13 protein-coding genes and 1 pseudogene are annotated in these 18,979 nt (G+C 71.6%); 4 read left to right on the top strand and 10 right to left on the bottom strand.

What is annotated here, in order from left to right; translation table 11 throughout:
- Nucleotides 1–26 precede the first annotated feature (26 nt).
- The 4 genes from ACH65_RS08685 to tal all read left to right on the top strand — a co-directional run bounded on the left by ACH65_RS08685 (nucleotide 27) and on the right by tal (nucleotide 6,355).
- Nucleotides 27–1,259, top strand: a complete 1,233-nt coding sequence (locus ACH65_RS08685) for a DUF3667 domain-containing protein (RefSeq protein ID WP_049622197.1) — start codon at nucleotides 27–29, stop codon at nucleotides 1,257–1,259.
- 372 nt (nucleotides 1,260–1,631) lie between these two features.
- Complete coding sequence (locus tag ACH65_RS08680) at nucleotides 1,632–3,803, top strand: primosomal protein N' (protein WP_049622196.1); 2,172 nt, start codon at nucleotides 1,632–1,634, stop codon at nucleotides 3,801–3,803.
- A 261-nt stretch (nucleotides 3,804–4,064) separates the two neighbouring features.
- Nucleotides 4,065–5,369, top strand: coding sequence for an NAD(P)/FAD-dependent oxidoreductase (locus ACH65_RS08675; RefSeq protein WP_049622195.1), 1,305 nt, complete (start codon nucleotides 4,065–4,067; stop codon nucleotides 5,367–5,369).
- A 35-nt stretch (nucleotides 5,370–5,404) separates the two neighbouring features.
- Nucleotides 5,405–6,355: a transaldolase gene (tal, locus tag ACH65_RS08670; protein WP_049622194.1), complete on the top strand. Its 951-nt coding sequence runs from the start codon at nucleotides 5,405–5,407 to the stop codon at nucleotides 6,353–6,355.
- A gap of 435 nt (nucleotides 6,356–6,790) precedes the next feature.
- Here the strand turns inward: tal and ACH65_RS08665 are convergent, their stop codons facing one another.
- From ACH65_RS08665 to ACH65_RS08620, 10 genes and pseudogenes are all read right to left on the bottom strand, one after another.
- Nucleotides 6,791–8,236 (bottom strand): efflux transporter outer membrane subunit, encoded by a 1,446-nt coding sequence (locus ACH65_RS08665; RefSeq protein ID WP_049622193.1) that lies wholly within the window; start codon nucleotides 8,234–8,236, stop codon nucleotides 6,791–6,793.
- Entirely contained in the window at nucleotides 8,223–9,410 is a 1,188-nt protein-coding gene (locus ACH65_RS08660) for an efflux RND transporter periplasmic adaptor subunit (RefSeq protein ID WP_049622192.1), read from the bottom strand. The genes ACH65_RS08665 and ACH65_RS08660 overlap by 14 nt, the downstream gene beginning before the upstream one ends.
- The gene (locus ACH65_RS08655; RefSeq protein ID WP_049622191.1) at nucleotides 9,400–12,609 is read right to left on the bottom strand and encodes an efflux RND transporter permease subunit; all 3,210 of its coding nucleotides are present in this window, start codon (nucleotides 12,607–12,609) and stop codon (nucleotides 9,400–9,402) included. The genes ACH65_RS08660 and ACH65_RS08655 overlap by 11 nt, the downstream gene beginning before the upstream one ends.
- Before the next feature lie 88 nt (nucleotides 12,610–12,697).
- A complete protein-coding gene (locus ACH65_RS08650) occupies nucleotides 12,698–14,143 on the bottom strand; it encodes a sensor histidine kinase (RefSeq protein ID WP_064504839.1) in 1,446 nt (481 codons plus the stop codon).
- Between the two features lie 57 nt (nucleotides 14,144–14,200).
- A complete protein-coding gene (locus ACH65_RS08645; RefSeq protein ID WP_049622190.1) occupies nucleotides 14,201–14,878 on the bottom strand; it encodes a response regulator transcription factor in 678 nt (225 codons plus the stop codon).
- 103 nt (nucleotides 14,879–14,981) lie between these two features.
- Complete coding sequence (gene rpoH / locus ACH65_RS08640; RefSeq protein WP_049622189.1) at nucleotides 14,982–15,839, bottom strand: RNA polymerase sigma factor RpoH; 858 nt, start codon at nucleotides 15,837–15,839, stop codon at nucleotides 14,982–14,984.
- Nucleotides 15,840–16,013: 174 nt separating this feature from the next.
- A complete protein-coding gene (gene ung / locus ACH65_RS08635) occupies nucleotides 16,014–16,724 on the bottom strand; it encodes a uracil-DNA glycosylase (RefSeq protein WP_049622188.1) in 711 nt (236 codons plus the stop codon).
- Nucleotides 16,725–16,794: 70 nt separating this feature from the next.
- Nucleotides 16,795–17,637: a response regulator gene (locus tag ACH65_RS08630; protein WP_049622187.1), complete on the bottom strand. Its 843-nt coding sequence runs from the start codon at nucleotides 17,635–17,637 to the stop codon at nucleotides 16,795–16,797.
- A 123-nt stretch (nucleotides 17,638–17,760) separates the two neighbouring features.
- Complete coding sequence (gene ftsX, locus ACH65_RS08625) at nucleotides 17,761–18,732, bottom strand: permease-like cell division protein FtsX (RefSeq protein WP_049622186.1); 972 nt, start codon at nucleotides 18,730–18,732, stop codon at nucleotides 17,761–17,763.
- Nucleotides 18,729–18,979: pseudogene (locus ACH65_RS08620) on the bottom strand (cell division ATP-binding protein FtsE); the annotation flags it as partial. The gene ftsX and the pseudogene ACH65_RS08620, both read right to left, overlap by 4 nt.

Here is an 18,979-nt window from a genome sequence, read left to right as displayed (position 1 = left end):
CGGCCGCCAACTTGGGGAGCCTGCGCATGAAAGACATCGGGGAAGCGGGGACGCTGCATTGCGCCAACTGCGGCACGCCGCTGGAGGGCGAGTTCTGCCACCACTGCGGCCAGTCCATCCACAGCGTGCTCAAGCCCGTGCACGGCCTGCTGGAGGATGGCGCCGACATGTACCTGCACGTGGACGGCCGCATCCTGCGCACGCTGCCGCCGCTGCTCTTCAAGCCCGGCTTCCTCACCCTGGAGTACTTCGCCGGGCGTCGCGTCCGCTACGTGGCGCCGTTCCGGCTGATGTTCGTGCTGTGCCTGCTGGCGTTCTTCGCCTTCCACCTGGCGACGGACCTGATGACGGAGAGGATCGAGGCCCGCACGCATGCCGGCGTGGTTGTCGACGAGCACGAGTTCGACGACGCCGACAGCGCCGTGGAGGTACGCAGCCAGCTCAAGGAACAGCTGGATGACTTAGCGGAAAGCCGTCGCGTGCCCGCCCTGCCGGAGGCGGCGCGGCAGCAGATCGACCAGGCCGGCTACCGGTTGCGCGAGCAGGCCAACCAGCGCCTGCTCGCGCTCGGCGCCGCGCCCATGCCGACCGCCTCGCTGGCCCCGCCCGCTGCCGTGGCCCCGGTGGCGGCAAACACCACGCCTGCACCAGCCGCCAGCGCCGGTGCCGATGCCGGCGCATCCGCCGAAGCGGATTACGGCTCGTATGGCACGTATGCGCCAATACACATCGCCTGGCTGCCCGATTTCGCCAACCAGCGGCTGGCCCGGCTCACCGAACACCTGCGCGCCAACTGGCACAACGTCCTGCATGGCGACAAGGCCGCCCGCAACGACGCCCTGGAGCGCATGAGTAGCGGCGTCTTCGGCGTGCTGCCGCAGGCGATGGTGGTGATGATCCCGCTGTTCGCCCTGCTGCTGAAGCTGTTCTACGTGTTCCGCCGGCGCCTTTACATGGAGCACCTGATCGCCGCCCTGCACAGCCACGCCTTCCTGTTCCTGGCCCTGCTGCTGGTGACCCTGTGCGGCATGCTCTCCACCTGGCTCAGACCGCACGCCGCCTGGGTCGGCTATGCCATGGGCCCGGTGCAGGGGGCCGTGATGCTGTGGATACCGATCTACCTGCTGATCATGCAGAAACGGGTCTACCACCAGGGCTGGCCGATGACCGTGCTCAAGTACTGGCTGGTGGGCTGGTGCTACCTGTGGCTGCTGGGCATCGTGCTGACCGGCGCCCTGATGCTGGGCATGGCGCATTGACCGGCCGCACGGGCGTCGGCTCGCGTTTTGCACAGCGTCACAGGGCTGTCAAGAAGGACGGACACTTGGTGACGACATCCATGAACGCACGCTAACGACAATCCGTAATCAACTGAAAAACAAGGCTTATTTTTCAGTGCCTAAAACTTGCGCAGAGCGTGCGGAGGCGCCTGATGCCGGGCCTCGGCCCCTGCCGTCCCCGGTACATCCACAGACTTATCCACAGCTCTTGTGGATAAATGAAAATTCCCCGGCAGACAGGCCACTTACCGGAAACACCTCAACTCCCGGCCAAGCAATCGTCACCGGGCGCGCCCGCGCCGGCCGGCTTCAGGCGTGCGGTTGCTACACTGGCCCGCCCTCGAGGTGTCCATGCCCGCCGTACTCCGCGTCGCCCTGCCGGTACCCCTGCCCAGCCTGTTCGACTACCTCCCGCCCGCCGCGGGCGAGGCGGTGGCGGGCAGCCGCGTGCTGGTGCCCTTCGGCCGCGGCCGCGCGGTGGGCGTGGTGGTGGCGGCCGGCGTGGCATCCGCGCTGCCGCCGGCGCGGCTCAAGCCCGCGCTGCGCCTGCTCGACGACGCGCCGCTGCTCGACGCCGAGCTGATGGCCACCCTGGCCTGGGCCGCCGACTACTGGCTCGGCGCCCCCGGCGAGGCCTACGCCAACGCCCTGCCGCTGGCCCTGCGCGAGCCGCGCCCGCTGCCCGAGACGCGCGAGGAAGCCTGGACCCTGACCGTGGCCGGCCGCAGCGCGCTCGACGCCGGCAGCCGCCGCGGCGGCAGCCGCGCCCTGCTCCAGGCGCTGGCACCGGCGCCACGGCGAGCCGCTGAACTCGAACTTCGCCTGCCGGACTGGCGCGCCGCCGCCCGCCGCCTGGCCGCGGCCGGGCTGATCGAGCGCACCGCGCCGCCCGCGGAGGCCGCCCCCGCCCCGAACGCGCCCGCCCCCGCGCTCACCGACGAGCAGCAGGCCGCGGTGGCGACGGTGGGCGGACACCTCGGCCGCTTCCAGCCCTTCCTGCTCGACGGCGTCACCGGCAGCGGCAAGACCGAGGTCTACCTCGCCCTGATCGCGCAGGCGCTGGCACAGGGCCGGCAGGCGCTGCTGCTGGTGCCGGAGATCGGCCTGGCCCCGCAGACCGTGCAGCGCCTGCGCGCGCGCCTGGGGGTGCCGGTGGAGGTGCTGCACTCCAACCTCGCCGAGGGCGAGCGCGCCCGCGCCTGGCTGCGGGCGAGGAGCGGCGAGGCCAAGGTGATCCTCGGCACTCGCTCGGCGGTATTCACGCCGCTGCCGCAGGCCGGGCTGATCATCGTGGACGAGGAGCACGACGGTGCCTACAAGCAGCAGGAAGGCTTCCGCTACCACGCCCGCGACCTCGCCCTGGTGCGTGGCCGCGCGCTGGGCGTGCCGGTGCTGCTGGGCTCGGCCACGCCCTCGCTGGAGACGCTCGCCAACGTCGAGGCCGGCCGCTACCGCACCCTGCACCTGCGCGCGCGGCCGCGGGCGAGCCGGCCGCCGCAGGTGCAGATCATCGACATGCGCGCGCAGCGACTGGAGCACGGCCTCTCCCCCGCCCTGCTCGCCGCGGTGGCCGACACGGTGGCGCGCGGCGAGCAGGCGCTGGTGTTCAAGAACCGCCGCGGCTACGCGCCAGTGCTGTTCTGCCACGCCTGCGGCTGGCATGCCGAGTGCCCGCGCTGCGAACACCCGCTGACCCTGCACGCCGGCCGCCGCCGGCTGGTCTGCCACCACTGCGACCTGCAGGCGCCGGTGCCCGCCGCCTGCCCCGCCTGCGGCGCGCCGGACTTGAAACCCCAGGGCCAGGGCACCGAGCGGCTGGAGGAAGCGCTGGCCGCGCAGTTCGCCGGCACGCCGGTGCTGCGCATCGACCGCGAGACCACCCGCCGCCGCGACGCCTTCGAAGACCTGCTCGGCGGCCTGCGCGCCGGCGGCCCCGCGATCCTGGTCGGCACGCAGATGCTGGCCAAGGGCCACGACCTGCCCAACCTCACCCTGGTGGCCATCGTCGGCGTGGACGCGGGCCTGCTGAGCGTGGACTTCCGCGCCGGCGAGCGGCTGGCGCAGCTGGTGGTGCAGGTGGCCGGCCGCGCCGGCCGCGCGGCCAAGCCGGGGCGCGTGCTGCTGCAGACCCACCACCCCGATCACCCGCTGCTGCGCGGCCTGCTCGCCCAGGGCTACGCGGCGGCGGCGAAGGAGCTGCTGGCCGAGCGCCGGCAGGCCGCCCTGCCGCCCTACGGCCACCAGGTGCTGCTGCGCGCCGACGCGCACCGGCGCGAGCACGTCGATGCCTTCCTCGCCGACGCACTCGCCGCCCTCCGCGGCGAGGCGCTGCAGGTGGCCGGCCCGATGCCGGCGCCGATGCCGCTGCGCGCCGGACGCCACCGCGGCCAGCTGCTGGTCGAGGCCACCAGCCGCGGCGCGCTGCATGCGGCGATGCGGCCGTGGCAGCAGGCGCTGGCGGCGCTGCCCTCGGCGCGGCGCGTGCGCTGGTCGCTGGACGTGGACCCGGTCGATCTCTACTGAAAAAGCGGAATACCCACGACATCGGGCACCGGCGGCGTGCGAGGCCGATGGCATCGGCCCCAACGCCTTTCCACGCATGCCGGGGCGCTTCGGCCGGCTGGACGTCCAAACGCCAGGCATGCCGATCGCGCGCCGGCGCAGGCCGCCCGTTGCCACCCGCTCACGCCGCATGCGTCAACATGTCCCGCACCGCATGCCTGCACAGCACGGAAACAGCCGCCTATGCTTGAGGACTTTGCTCCGCACGGTGAACGCGACACGATGGCTGGCCCCGACACACGCCCCCACTTGGTGATCCTTGGAGGCGGCTTCGGCGGCCTCTCCGCCGCCCTCGCGCTGGCCGACGCGCCGGTGCGCGTCACGCTGGTGGACCAGCGCAACCATCACCTGTTCCAGCCGCTGCTCTACCAGGTCGCCACCGCGAGCCTGGCCGCGCCGTCGATCGCCGCACCGCTGCGCCACGTGCTGCGCAAGCAGCGCAACGTCACCGTGCTGCTCGACGAGGCGCAGGACGTGGACCTGGACGCGCGCCAGGTGCACTGCGCGGACGGCACCCTCGACTACGACTACCTGATCGTCGCCACCGGCGCCACGCACGCCTACTTCGGCCGCGACGACTGGGCGCCGCTGGCGCCGGGCCTGAAGACCCTGGAAGACGCCTTCGCCATCCGCCGCCGCGTGCTGCTCGCCTTCGAGCACGCCGAGCGCGAGGACGACCCGGTGCGGCGCCAGGCCTGGCTCAACTTCGTGGTGGTCGGCGGCGGCGCCACCGGCGTGGAACTGGCCGGCGCGCTGGCCGAGATCGCCCGCCACACGCTGCCGCGCGAGTTCCGCCGCAGCGACCCGCGCCGCGCCAACGTGCTGCTGGTGGAGGCCGGCCCGCGCATCCTGCCGGCCTTCGAGCCGGCGATGTCGGCCAAAGCGCAGAAGCAGCTGGAGCGCCTGGGCGTGCAGGTGCGCACCGGCATGCCGGTGACCGCCATCGACGCGGCGGGCGTGAAGCTCGGCGAGCAGCCGATCGCGGCCCGCACCGTGCTGTGGGCCGCGGGCGTGGCCGCCTCGCCGCTGGGCCGCCGGCTCGGCGCGCCGGTGGACCGCGCCGGCCGCGTGCAGGTGGAGCCGGACCTCAGCCTCCCCGGCCACCCGGAGGTGTTCGTGGTCGGCGACCTCGCCAGCGCCATGCAGGCGAACGGCAAGCCGGTGCCCGGCGTGGCGCCGGCGGCCAAGCAGATGGGCAAGCACGTGGCCGGGCGCATCGACGCCCGTCTGCGCGGCGAGGCCGGCACGGAGCCCTTCCGCTACCGCGACGACGGCGCGCTGGCCACCATCGGCCACATGGCGGCCATCGCCCAGTTCAAGCGCGTGCGGCTTTCCGGCGCGCTGGCCTGGTGGACCTGGCTCGCCGCCCATATCTACTTCTTGATCGGCTTCCGCAACCGCATGGTGGTGCTGCTCGATTGGGTGCTGGCCTTCTTCACCTACCAGCGCTACGCGCGCATCGCCACCGGCGAGGACGAACGCCAGGCAGGCCGCCGCTTGCCCGACGACGCTCAACGCGGAGAATAAGCCGGACCCCGAACGACCAGACCGGAAGCGAAGACGTGTCCCAACTCGAACAGCTGCGCCAGTACACCACCGTGGTCGCCGACACCGGCGACATCGAAGCCATCGCCCGCTACAAGCCGGTCGATGCCACCACCAACCCCTCGCTGCTGCTGAAGGCCGCCGGCATCCCGGCCTACGCGCCGCTGATCGACGAGGCCGCCGCCTGGGCCAAGGGCCAGAGCAACCGCCGCGAGCAGCAGGTCGTCGACGCCAGCGACCACCTGGCGGTGGCGGTGGGCCGCAAGATCCTCGAGCTGGTGCCCGGCCGCGTCTCCACCGAAGTGGACGCGCGCCTGTCCTTCGACACCGCGGCCAGCATTGCCAAGGCCGAGAAGCTGGTGGGCCTGTACGAGGCGGCCGGCGTGGGCCGCGAGCGCATCCTGATCAAGCTCGCCTCCACCTGGGAGGGCATCCGCGCGGCGGAGAAGCTGGAGCAGGCCGGCATCCACTGCAACCTCACCCTGCTGTTTTCCTTCGAACAGGCCGTGGCCTGCGCCGAGGCGGGCGTGTTCCTGATCTCGCCCTTCGTCGGCCGCATCTTCGACTGGTACGTGCAGAACACCGAGCAGAAGAGCTATACGCCGGAGGAAGACCCGGGCGTGAAGTCGGTGCGCCGCATCTACGACTACTACAAGCAGCACGGCTACCAGACCGTGGTGATGGGCGCGAGCTTCCGCAACATCGGCCAGATCCAGGCCCTGGCCGGCTGCGACCGCCTCACCATCAGCCCCGACCTGCTGGCCAAGCTCGAAGCCGAGCAGGGCGACCTGCCGCGCGCCCTCGCCAACGCCGGCCAGCGCGAGCCGGCGCCGACCAAGCTCGACGAGGCCGCCTTCCGCTGGGGCCACAACGAGGACGCCATGGCCACCGACAAGCTCGCCGACGGCATCCGCAAGTTCGCCGCGGACCAGCGCAAGCTCGAAGCGCTGCTGGCGGAGAAGCTCTAAAAAAACCGCCGCCGAACCGAGGCACCGCCTCCCTGCATGCGACGGCATCCGGGAGGCGAACCCGCCCGGCATCTTCGCCTCCTCGCCCCGCGACGAGAAGGTGTCGTTGCGGTCACGCTTGTACAGTGCGTTATGGAGCGCGGCTTTTTTTCGGCCAGAAACGCTAACGGGCCGGCGGTCCAAAGGGCGGTTGTCCACAGCAGTGCCCCCGGATCGTCCGGGATGCAAACGATGCGCGACGCAGCCTCCGCGGCAGACCAGGCATCGCCACCTGGCCAGCGGCAGCGTTGGCGATGCGCTGCGCTTCGCGCGCCGATAAAGTCCGGCTCCGCCTAGCCACGCCGTCTGGACGCTTGCACCGGCATGCCCGGCAGCCCCGCCGCGCATGTCGATGGCGGAGGCCGGCCGGAGACAGCCCTCGACGCCCTCTCTGCCTTAGCCGGCCCGGCCGCCTGCCGCGGCCATGCGCCCGTCGCCCGCCTCCCACCCGCCACCCAGCGCCCGGATCAACTGCACGCTCGCGCGCAGCTGCCGCGTGGTGAGGTCGAGCAGGCTGCGCTGCGCGTCCAGCGCCATGGTCTGCGCCTCCACCACGTCGAGGTAGCTCGCCGCGCCCTGCTTGTAGCGGTCCAGCGCCAGGTCCAGCGCGTGCTGCGAGGCGTCGGCCGCATCCTTCTGGTCGCCGCGCGCGGTGCCCAGGTGATCGAGCAGGGCAAGGTTGTCCTCCACCTGCTGGAAGGCGCCCAGCACCACGCCGCGGTAGCTCGCGCCGGCGGCGTCGGTGGCCGCCTTCGCCGCGGCCACGGTGGCCTTGCGGTAGCCACCGTCGAACACGTCGAGCAGCAGCGTGGGGCCGATCGCCCAGAAACGGTTCGGCGCCGCCACCAGGCCGCCCCAGCCGGTGCTCTGGTAGCCACCGGCGGCACCCAGGGTGAGCGAGGGGAACCAGGCCGCGCGCGCCACGCCCACGCGCGCGTTGGCCGCGGCGGTACGGCGCTCGGCGGCAGCGATGTCGGGCCGGCGCTGCAGCAGGGTGGAGGGCACGCCTAGCGGCACCGCCGGCAGCTCGATCGCCGCCGTTTCCGCCGCCAGATGGAAGTCCGAGGCCGAGGCGCCGACCAGCGCCGCGATCGCATGCTCGATGAGCGCGCGCTGCGCCTGCGTCTGCGACCACAGCGACTTGGCCGAGGCCAGCTGCGCCTGCGCCCGCGTCACGTCGAGCCCGGAAACGATGCCACCCTCGTGCCGGCTCTGGGTGAGCTGCAGGGCCCGGCGGTAGGCCTCCATGCTCTGGTCGAGCAGCTGCACCTGCTGGTCGAGGCCGCGCAGTTGCAGGTAGTTGTCGGCCAGCATCGCCTGCAGGCTGAGCTGCACCGCGGCGAGGTCCGCGGCCGCCGCCTGCGCGTCGTCGCGGCCGGCCGCCGCGCCGTTGCGCACGCGGCCCCACAGGTCGACCTCGTAGTCGAGCTGGGCGCCCAGCGTGTAGTTGTCGTAGTAGCTGGGTGAGCCGGCGCCGCGCAGCGGCCGGGTGTCGGACTGGCGGTTGCGCTGCGCGGCGGCGCCGACGCCCAGCTGCGGGAACAGCCCGGCGCGCGCCTGCGCGCTGAAGGCCTCGGCCTGCCGGTAGTGCGCCAGCGCGGCGGCGAGATCGGGATTGTTCGCCAGCAGCTGCTGTTGCAGCCGGTCGAGCTGCGGGTCGCGGTAGAGCCGCCACCAGCCCTCGCGCGGCAGCGGCGCGGCGGGCGCGGCCTGCACCCACGGGCCGGTGTCGGCGTAGTGCTCCGCCACCGGCACCGCCGGCGCCTTGTAGGCCGGCGCCAGCGAACAGCCGCCGAGCGCGAGGGCGGCGGCGATCAGCAGTCCCGACTCAAGCTTTCTCATGGGACTTCGCCGCCGCCGGGTTGGCGATGTTCACCGCGTCGCCGTCGCTGAGGCCGTCGGGCGGGCTCTCGATCACGCGGTCGCCGGGCGCCAGCCCCGAGCCGATCTCCACCGTCTTGCCATAGTCGTGCAGGATGCTCACCTTCTTGAAGGCCACGCGCCCGCGCCCGTCCACGGTGGCCACGCGCAGGCCCTGGTTGTCGAAGATCAGCGCGCTGGCCGGCACGCGCAGCGCGGCGGCGCTGGCTGCCAGCGCGAAGCGCACGTTGGCGAAACCGCCGGGCATCAGCTGGTTGTCGACGTTGTCCACCTGGAGCTGCGCCAGCGTGGTGCCGGAGGCGGCGTTGACCGCATCGGCGGAGGCCATCACCTTGGCCTCGAAGCTGCGCCCGGGGTATTCGGGCACGCTCAGCGTGGCGGCGGCACCGGGGCGGATCGAAGGGCCGTAGTTCTGCGGCACCTGCACGTAGACGCGCAGCCGGCGCGTGTTCGACACCACGAACAGCTGCGGGCCGCTGCCGCCGCCGGCGTTGATCAGCGCGCCCACGTCGGTGTCGCGCGCGGTGACCACGCCGTCGAACGGCGCCACGATGCGGGCGAAGGCCTTGGTCGCGGCGAGCCGGTCCACGTTGGCCTGGGCCGCCTGCGCCTGGGCCTGGCGGGCGGCGTAGTCGCCGGTCTTCTCGTCCACTTCCTGGCGCGACACAGAGTCGCTGCCCAGCATCGACTGCCAGCGCTTGGCGGTGACCGCGGCCAGCTGTTCGTTGGCCTTGGCGCTGGCGAGGTCGGCGCGCGCCTGCAGCAGCTGCTGGTCGAGCTCGGGCGTCTCCACCTCGGCCAGCAGCTGGCCCGCCTTCACCGGCGTGCCGATGTCGGCCTTCCAGTTCTTGAGATAGCCGCTGACGCGCGCGTAGATCGGCGCCCGCGTGTAGGCCTCCAGCCGGCCCGGCAGCTCCAGCGCCGCGCCGTCGCCGGCGCGCTCGGGCGCGGTGGCGTTGACGGTGGGCACGGCCTGGGTCTCGGTCCAGGTCTTCAGGCTGCGCGCATCGGTGGCGCGGGTGACGAGGCCCGTCGCCACAATGACGACGGCGATCACCGCGGCGACCAGCGCCGCCAGGCGCAGGCCGCGCCGGGACGGCCGGACCGGAGTGACGGTGGTGGCTTCAGAGGACATGGGCGGGATCTCCGGAAACGGTGGCCGGGCTGGAAGCGCGGCCGGAACGCGCGTGCACGATGCTGAACACCACCGGCACGAACAGCAGGGTGGCGGTGGTGGCGAACAGCAGGCCGCCGATCACCGCGCGGCCGAGCGGAGCGTTCTGCTCGCCGCCCTCGCCGAGGCCCAACGCCATCGGCGCCATGCCGATGATCATCGCCAGCGCCGTCATGCACACCGGGCGAAAGCGCACGAAGCCCGCCTCCAGTGCCGCCGCCGCGGCGTCGCCGTGCTCGGCCAGCCGTTCGCGGCAGAAGCTCACCACCAGGATCGAGTTGGCCGTGGCCACGCCCATGCACATGATCGCGCCGGTGAGCGCCGGCACCGACAGCGGCGTGTGGGTGGCGAACAGCATCCACACGATGCCGGCGAGCGCGGCGGGCAGCGCGGTGATGATCACGAACGGATCGCTCCACGACTGGAAGTTCACCACGATCAAGAGGTAGATCAGCGCCACCGCGCCGAGCAGGCCGAACAGCAGGCCGGCGAAGGCGCTGTTCATCGTCTGCACCTGGCCGAGCAGCGCCACCGAGGAGCCGCGCGGCAGTGCCTTGGCGTGGGCGGCGATGATCTTCTGGATGTCCGCCGACACCGCGCCGAGGTCGCGGCCCTGGGTGGCGGCGTAGACCTCCACCATCGGCTGGATGTTGTACTGGCTCACCACCGCGTTGCTGGCGCGCCGCTGGAAGCTCGCCAGGCCACCCAGCACCTGCGCGCCACTCTGGCCGCCGCTGCCGGTGATCGGCAGGTTGGACAGCTGCGAGAGCGTGTCCAGGCTGTACTGCGGTGTCTGCATCACGATCGGGTAGGACACGCCGTTGACCGGGTTGAGCCAGAACGTGGGCGCCACCTGGCTGGAGCCGGCCAGGTTCACCACCAGGCTGTTGGTGACGTCGCGCTCGGTCACGCCCACCAGCTGCGCGCGGGTGCGGTCCACGTTGATGTCGAACACCGGGTTGGCCTGCGACTGCTGGATGCGCGCGTCCACCACGCCGGGCACGCGGCGCAGGTCGCGCAGCAGCGCGTTGGCGTAGGCGAAATTGCCGGCCAGGTTGTTGCCGCGCACCTGCAGGTCGATCGGCGCCGGCGAGCCGAAATTGAGGATCTGGCTCACGATGTCGGCCGGCGGGAACGAGAACACGATGCCCGGGAACTCGCGCGGCAGCTGCTCGCGCAGCGTGCGCACGTAGTCGGCGGTGGGCCGGTGGCCCTCTTCCAGCGCGACCTGGATGTCGCCGTCCCACGAGCCGATGGTGCCAGTGTTGTTGTAGGCGGTGTTGATGCCGCTGTTGGAGAGGCCGATGTTGTCCACCACCGTGCCCAGCTCCTGCGGCGGGATGATGCGCTTGATCGCCGCCTGCACCTCGGCGAACAGCTGCGCCGTCTGCTCCACGCGCGTGCCCACCGGCGCGCGCACGTGCATCAGGATCTGCCCGCCGTCCACCGCCGGGAAGAAGTTGCGGCCCAGGAACGGCACCAGCACGAAGGAGGCCAGCACGAAGGCGAGGAAGCCCACGATGAAGCCGCGCCGGTGCGCCAGGGCCAGCGCGAGCAGGCCGTGGTAGACCCCGCGCACGCGCTCGAAGCGTGCCTCGAAGCCGCGCTGGAAGCGCACCAGCGGGTTGCGCGAGGGCGGCAGCGCGTCGTTGCTGCCGTGCAGGTCGGTGTGCGGCGCGTGGGGCTTGAGCAGGTACTTCGCCATCGTCGGCACCAGGGTGCGCGAGAGGATGAACGAGCAGATCATGGCGAAGATCACCGCCTCGGCCATCGGCACGAACAGGAAGCGCGGCACGCCTTCCAGGAAGAACATCGGCACGAACACGATGCAGATGCACAGCAGCGAAACGAAGGCCGGCGTCACGATCTGCCGCGCGCCGTCCATGATCGAGGTTTCCACGCCCTTGCCGTGTTCCAGGTGCCAGTTGATGTTCTCGATGGTCACCGTGGCGTCGTCCACCAGGATGCCCACCGCGAGCGCCAGGCCGCCCAGGGTCATGATGTTGAGCGTCTCGCCGAAAGCCGACAGCAGCGCGATGGCGCCCAGGATCGCCAGCGGGATCGAGGTGGCGATGATCACGGTGGAGCGCCAGCTGCCGAGGAACAGCAGGATCATCAGGCTGGTCAGCGCGGCGGCGATGATGCCCTCGCGCGCCACGCCGCTGATCGCCGCGCGCACGAACAGCGACTGGTCGCCGATCGGCGCCACCTTGAGGTTCTCCGGCAGCGAGGCCAGGCCGGCGGCCACGCGCTGCTTCACGCCCTCGATGATCGCCAGCGTGGAGGCCGAGCCGTTCTTGAGGATGGTGAGCAGCGCCGAGCGGTTGCCGTCCACGTGCACGATGTTGGTCTGCGGCGGGCTGCCGTCGCGCACCTGGGCCACGTCGCGGATGTACACGGTGGTGCCGTTGACGCTCTTCACCGGCAGGTTGCCCAGCTCGCGGATGTCCGAGGGCGCGTTGTTGAGCTGCAGGGTGTATTCGAGGTCGCCGATCTTCTGCGTGCCCACCGGCACGATCAGGTTCTGCGCGGCCAGCGCCAGCGCCACGTCCTGCGCGGAAAGGCCGCGCGCCTGCAGCGCGGCGGGGTCCACGTCGATCTGCACCTGGCGGGTCTTGCCGCCGAACGGAAACGGCACCGCCGCGCCGGCCACCGAGGTCAGCATCGGGCGCATCTGGTTCATGCCGATGTCGCTCAGGTTCTGCTCGCTCAGGCCACGCCCCGACAGCGCCAGCTGGATGATCGGCACGGTGGAGGCGCTGTAGTTGAGGATCAGCGGCGGCGTGATGCCCGGCGGCAGCTGGCGCAGCAGCGTCTGCGACACCGCCGTCACCTGCGCGTTGGCGGTGCGGATGTCCACCGTGGGCTGGAAGAAGATCTTGACGATGCCGTAGCCGGCGATGGAGTTGGCCTCGATGTGCTCGACGTCGTTGACCGTGGTGGTCAACGCGCGCTCGAACGGCGAGGAGATGCGCCCGGCCATCTGGTCCGGCGAGAGGCCGGTGTACTGCCACACCACCGCGATCACCGGGATGCGGATGTCCGGGAAGATGTCGGTCGGCGTGCGCAGCGCGGACAGCGGGCCGACGATCAGGATCAGCAGCGCGAGGACGACGAATGTATAGGGTCGCGTCAGCGCGATCCGGACGATACCAAGCATACGGGGAGTTCCGAGCGCGGGTGATGCGTTACGGAAATCTTCGCATGCTCCTGCGACGGCCGAGCCGTCCGTGCGGATGAAGATTATTTCATCCGGCCGCCAGGCCCGCGTCGGCGGCGTGGCGGACCGAGGCCCGCGCGGGCCTCGATGCCTCGCCGCGGGCATCGCCGCCCAGACGTCCATAGAGGCCGATGCGCGTGCCCGCGCCGCCGTTGTCGCCGATATCCAGGGTCAGGTCGTGCAGCCGCGCGATCGCGCTGACGATGCTGAGCCCCAGGCCCGAGCCCGGCGTGCAGCGGCTGTTGTCGCCGCGGTAGAAGCGGCGCGTCACCGCCTCGCGCTCGTGCTCGGGGATGCCCGGCCCGCTGTCGACCACCTCGATGCGCACGGCCCCCGCCTCGGCCGCAGCGCGCAGCGCCACCCGCCCGCCCGCGGGGGTGAACTTGACCGCGTTGGCGACCAGGTTGGTGAGCGCCTCGAACAGCAGCGGCGGATCGCCGCGGAACGGCGGCAGCGCGGACAGCTCCAGCGTGAAGCGCAGCCCCTGCTCCTCCGCCAGCGGCGCGTAGAAGTCATGCACCTGCCGCAACACCTCGCCCAGGTCCACTGCACCGAAGCAGGTGCGGCGATGGCCGTCTTCCAGTTCCGACACGCGCAGCAGGGCGCGAAAGCGCGTGAGCACGGCGTCGATGTCCGCCATGCAGGCGTCCACCATCGCCGCCTCGGGCCGCGCCTCCAGCTGCTGCCGCGCGCGGTAGAGGCGCGCGCGCAGCCCGGTCAGCGGCGTGCGCAGGTCGTGCGCGATGTTGTCGCACACGCTCTTCATCTCGCCCATCAACCGCTCGATCTCACCCAGCATGGCGTTGACGATGGTGGCGAGCTGGTCCAGCTCGTCGCCGCGATGGCTCACCGGCAGGCGCTTGGCGAGGTCACCGCGGCGGATCGGCTCGGTCGCCTGCTGCAGCGCGCGGATGCGCCGCGCCGGCCCGCGGCGCAGCAGGAAGCCGCCCAGCACGCCGGGAATCACGGTGAGCGAGATCGCCCACAGCAGCGCGTTGCGGATCACCGCGCCGAGGCCGTCCACCGTGCGCGTGTCCTTGGCCAGCACCAGCAGCCGGCCGTCGGGCAGGCGGGTCGCCACGGCGCGGGCGCGCGTGGTCTCGGCCGGGCGGTCGGGCCGCGGCATGCCCTGCTCCAGGAGATGCACGCCATCGCCCACCGTCAGCGCCGCCGGCAGCCGCGCGATGTTGCCGGCGAGCGCGTGGCCGGAGGCGTCGAACAGGCCCACCGACATGATGCCGTGCGGGTCGATCCGGCTGGCCGCGTCCACCGTGGCCGGCAGCCGCTGCGCGTCGGTGGCGGCGAGGTACTGCATGCGCTGCAGCAGCATCTGGTCGACCACGCCGTTGAGGTAGCGGCTGCTCTCCCAATGGATGATGCCGACCAGGATCAGGCCCCAGCCGGCGAACAGCGCGCCGTAGATCAGGATCAGGCGCGAGGTGGCGGAACGCCAGGCGTTGTAGGGAGCCGACATGGCAGGCCTCGATCACCGTGGGGGGCAGCGTGGCGCGGAGACGGAACGGGCGGCCCGTCAGCTCTCCGGCAGCGCCAGCATATAGCCAGTGCCCCGCACCGTGTGGATCAGCGGCGGGCCGGCGCCCTCCAGCTTGCGCCGCAAGCGCGCGATGTGCACGTCGATCACGTTGGTGCCGGGGTCGAAGTGGTAGCCCCACACGGTCTCGAAGATCATGCTGCGGGTGAGCGCCTGGCCGGCGTTGCGCATCAGGAATTCCAGCAGCCGGTACTCGGTGGGCAACAAATTGAGCTGCTGGCCGTTGCGATGGGCGACGTGGCGCACGAGGTCCAGCTCGAGGTCGGCCACTTGCAGGCGGTTGCTCTCCGGCTGCCGGCGCCGGCGCAGCAGCACCTCGACGCGGGCGGCCATCTCGTCGGGCGCGAAGGGCTTGGTCAGGTAGTCGTCGCCGCCGGCGCGCAGGCCGCGCACGCGCTCGTCCACGTCGCTCAGCGCGCTGATCATCAGCACCGGCGTGTCCACCTGCATGCGCCGCAACGCGGCCACCACGCCGATGCCGTCCAGGCCGGGCAGCATGCGGTCCAGCGTGATCAGGTCGTAGCCGCCACCGGCCGCCCGCTCCAGGCCCGCGCGGCCGTCCGCCACCCAGTCGGCGCGGATCGCGTGCGCGCCGAGCTCGGTGACGATCTCGCGCGCCGTGACTTCGTCGTCCTCGATCACCAGAACGGTGGGCATAGGGCATCTTAAGGAGTGCACGAACCGGGCCGGCAGCTTAACCGATGCCCGGAAAGCCAAACGGCCCCAGCGGGGCCGTCGGCATACGACAGAGACGGGCAGATCAGGCCGCGAACAGGCCGCGCATCTTCTTCATCGCGTTGGCCTCGACCTGGCGGATGCGCTCGGCGGAGACGCCGTACTCGTCGGCCAGATCCTGCAGCGTGGCCTTCTCTTCGTTGAGCCAGCGGCGCTGGATGATGTCGCGCGAGCGGTCGTCCAGGTTCTGCAGCGCACTGGAGAGCGTCTCCAGCTGGTTGTCGGCCTGATCGGCGTCGGCCACGTTCTGGTACGGGTCGGCGTTGTCGTCGACCAGGTAGGCCTCCGGCGCGGGGCGGGCGTCCTCGTCGGCATCCGTCGGCGCCTCGAAGCCGATGTCCTGGCCGGACAGGCGCGACTCCATCTCGCGCACGGTCGCCTCCGGCACGCCCAGGTCCTTGGCCACCACGCGCACTTCCTCGGCATTCATCCAGCCCAGGCGCTTCTTGCTCTTGCGCAGGTTGAAGAACAGCTTGCGCTGCGCCTTGGTGGTGGCGACCTTGACGATGCGCCAGTTGCGCAGGATGAACTCGTGCATCTCGGCGCGGATCCAGTGCACCGCGAAGCTGACCAGGCGCACGCCCTGGTCCGGGTCGAAACGCTTGACCGCCTTCATCAGGCCGATGTTGCCTTCCTGGATCAGGTCGCCCAGCTGCAGGCCGTAGCCGGAGTAGCCGCGCGCCACGTGCACCACGAAGCGCAGGTGCGACATCACCAGCTTGCGGGCGGCGGTCAGATCCTCTTCCTCGTTGTAGCGACGCGACAGCGCCTGCTCCTCGTCCTGGCTGAGCACCGGGATGCGATGCACGGCCGAGATGTAGGCGTCCAGGCTGCCGATGACGCTCGGCACAGGCAGGTTGGCGGTCATCAAAGCTTGGGACATGGAACGAACCCTCCTGAGTGGGTTTCAGCTTAGCACTCGATAGTTGAGAGTGCTAAAAGCCGGCCGAGTTCGGCGCGGCCCGATTTAGTGAACTGAATCGTACACCAAATCCTTTTGCGATGCAAAAGAACGGACCGTTCAATCCCTGGATGGTTCAGCCATGTTGATTCGGGTTCAGACGGGGGCCAGCTCGGCCCGCGGCGGCAGCGACCAGTCGATCGGCGCCTGCCCGTGGTCCTCGAGGTAGCGGTTGGCGGCCGAGAAGTGGCCGCAGCCCAGGAAGCCGCGGTGGGCGGACAGCGGCGAGGGGTGCACGGACTGGAGCACGCAGTGGCGGTGGCGGTCGATCAGCTGGCCCTTGCGCTGGGCGTAGGAGCCCCAGAGCATGAACACCAAGCCCTCGCGCTCGCGGTTGAGCGCGTCGATGGCCGCGTCGGTGAAGCCTTCCCAGCCCTTGCCCTGGTGCGACGCGGCACGGCCGCGCTCCACCGTCAGCACGGCGTTGAGCAGCAGCACGCCGCGGTCGGCCCAGGGAGTGAGGCAGCCGTGGTCGGGCGGGCGGATGCCGAGGTCGCGCTCGATCTCCTTGAAGATGTTCTGCAGCGAGGGCGGCGGCGGCACGCCCGGGCGCACCGAGAAGCACAGCCCGTGCGCCTGGCCCGGGCCGTGGTACGGGTCCTGGCCCAGGATCACCACCCGCACCGCCTCGAACGGCGTGTGGTCGAAGGCGGCGAAGATCTCCGGCCCGGGCGGGTAGATCACCTTGCCGGCGCGCTTCTCGGCGCGCAGGAACTCGGACAGCGCACGCATCTCCGGGCGCTGCAGGTAGTCGCCGAGGCGGGCCTTCCAGGAAGGTTCCAGCCGGATCCGTTCCGTCTCGCTCATGGATGTCTCGCTGCCTCCGGGTCAGGTGCCGCCCGACCGGGGACGACAGGGGTGGAACGGGCGCGGCGCCTCACGCCGCCGTTTCGCGCTCGCGCAGGTGTCGCGCCACGCGCAGCTGGAACAGCAGCTTGGTGACCAGCAGGCGCTCCTCCACCGGCTTCTCCACCAGATCGTTGGCGCCGGCCTTGAGCAGCGCCGCCTGGTTGGCCGGGTTCTCGTCGCCCGTCATCACCAGCACCGGCAGGCGGCCCTTGCCGTAGCCGAAGCCGCCGCGGATGCGCTCGAGCAGATCGCCGCCGGTGAGCTCGCCCTTGAGGCTCACGTCGGTGAGCACCAGGTCGGCACCCACCCGGCCCTGCGCGCGCTCGGTCTCCAGCAGGGCCAGCGCGTCCTCCACGCTGATCACGTGGCGCACGGTGAGGCCGATCTTCTCCAGCATGCGGCGGGTGGCCAGGGCCACCACGCGGCTGTCTTCCACGTACAGCACGGTGCCTTCCGCGTCGCTTTCCGGGCGCACGTAGCCGCGGATGAATTCGGCCAGCGCCTGGAAGCCCAGCGACTTGTCGAAGTAGTCGGTGACGTGCTCGCCCAGCGTGCGGCGGTGCAGGCGGTCGTCGACGTCGCCGGACACCACCACCACCGGCACGTAGACCTGCGGCGCCGACTCGCGCACATGGCGCGCCAACTCCAGCCCGTCCATGTCGGGCAGGCGCAGCGCCACGGTGATGAAGTCGAACACGCCCTCGTCCAGCAGCTGCCGCGCCTCGGCGCCGTTGCCGCAGCCGATCACTTCCGCCTGCGGCAGTTCCGCCTTGAGCACGCGCAGGATCAGCTGGCGCACGACCCTGGAGCCGTCCACCACCAGCACGCGCGGCGCGGCGCTGAGGTCACGGCTGCCGATGCTTGCCATCATGTTCCGTCCGAAATGCCTTGCATGCGCGTCCCTGCCTGTTCCGGCGGACGCTTCCCGCGCCCGCATTCCCATCATGCCCTCGCCGCCCTGGCACGGTTGTGACGGCGCCCCGCGGCGGCGCGATCAGGCCGCGCGGCGCAGCTGCCAGGCACTCACCAGCCGCGCGCCCAGCCAGCCGAGCAGCGCGGTGGCCGGCGGCACCGCCAGCAACAGCCACAGCGGCAGGCCGCCGACGTGCAGCCGGCCTTCGTAGGCCTGGGTGAGCTGCGCCACCGGCTGCGCCAGCGCCAGCTCGATGCCCAGCGCCAGCAGCGCGGCGAGCGCGCCGCCGAACAGACCGTACCAGATGCCGGCGTAGAGATAGGGCCGCCGCACGAAGGCGCGGCTGGCGCCGAGCAGCAGCAGCACGCCGATCTCCTCGCTGCGGCTGGCGATGTCCACGCGCACCGTGTTGCCCACCACCAGCAGCGCCGCCAGCACCAGCAGGCCGGCCAGCACCAGCACGATGCGGTGGCCGAGCGCGAGCAGCGCGTCCAGCCGCTGCCGCCAGCGCGCGCTGTCCTGCACCATGTCCACCGCGCGCTCCTCGCGCAGCTCGCCGACCAGGCGGCCCACCGCCGCGGCGTCGAGCCCGGGCCTGGGCTCCACCTGCAGGGCGTAGGGCAGCGGGTTGTGGTCGTCCAGCGCATGCAGCGCGCCGGAGAAGCCCTGCATGGCGGCCAGCTCGTCCAGCCCCTGCTGGGGCGATTTCAGCGTCACTGCGGCGACGTCGGCGCGGTCGCGCAGCTTGCTCGCCAGAAGCTCCGCCTGCGGGCCGGCCTGGTCCACCTTGAGGAACACGCCGATGGCCGGGTGCTGGCCCAGCGCGTCGCCCATCGACTGCACGTTGGCGAGGAAGAGGTAGAAGGCCAGCGGCAGCGACAGCGCCAGCCCCATCACCGCCACGGTGAGCAGGGTGCCGAGCGGGCGGCCGGCCAGCCGGCGCAGGCTGGCCGCCAGGCTCCAGCCGTGGTGCTCGCTCCAGCCGGCGAAGCGGCGCGGCTGGCGGCGCCCGCTGCGCGGCGCGGCGGCAGCGGTTTCGGGCTGGGCGCTCATCGGATCTCCTCCGCGCCGAGGTCGGCCACCAGGCGGCCGTGGTCGAGCACGACCACGCGCTTGCGCAGGCGCTTGATCAGCGGCAGATCGTGGCTGGCGATCAGCACCGTGGTGCCCACCTGCTGGAATTCGGCGAACAGGCCCATGATCTCCACCGCCAGCTGCGGATCGAGGTTGCCGGTGGGTTCGTCGGCGATCAGCAGGTCCGGCTTGGCGACCAGGGCGCGGGCGATGCCCACGCGCTGCT

Origin of the sequence: Frateuria defendens (assembly GCF_001182895.1) — a bacterium.
In the GTDB taxonomy this organism is placed as follows: Bacteria; Pseudomonadota; Gammaproteobacteria; order Xanthomonadales; family Rhodanobacteraceae; genus Frateuria_B; species Frateuria_B defendens.
The sequence above is the reverse complement of the archived record's forward strand: the minus strand, read 5'-3'. Positions and strand labels throughout refer to the sequence as shown.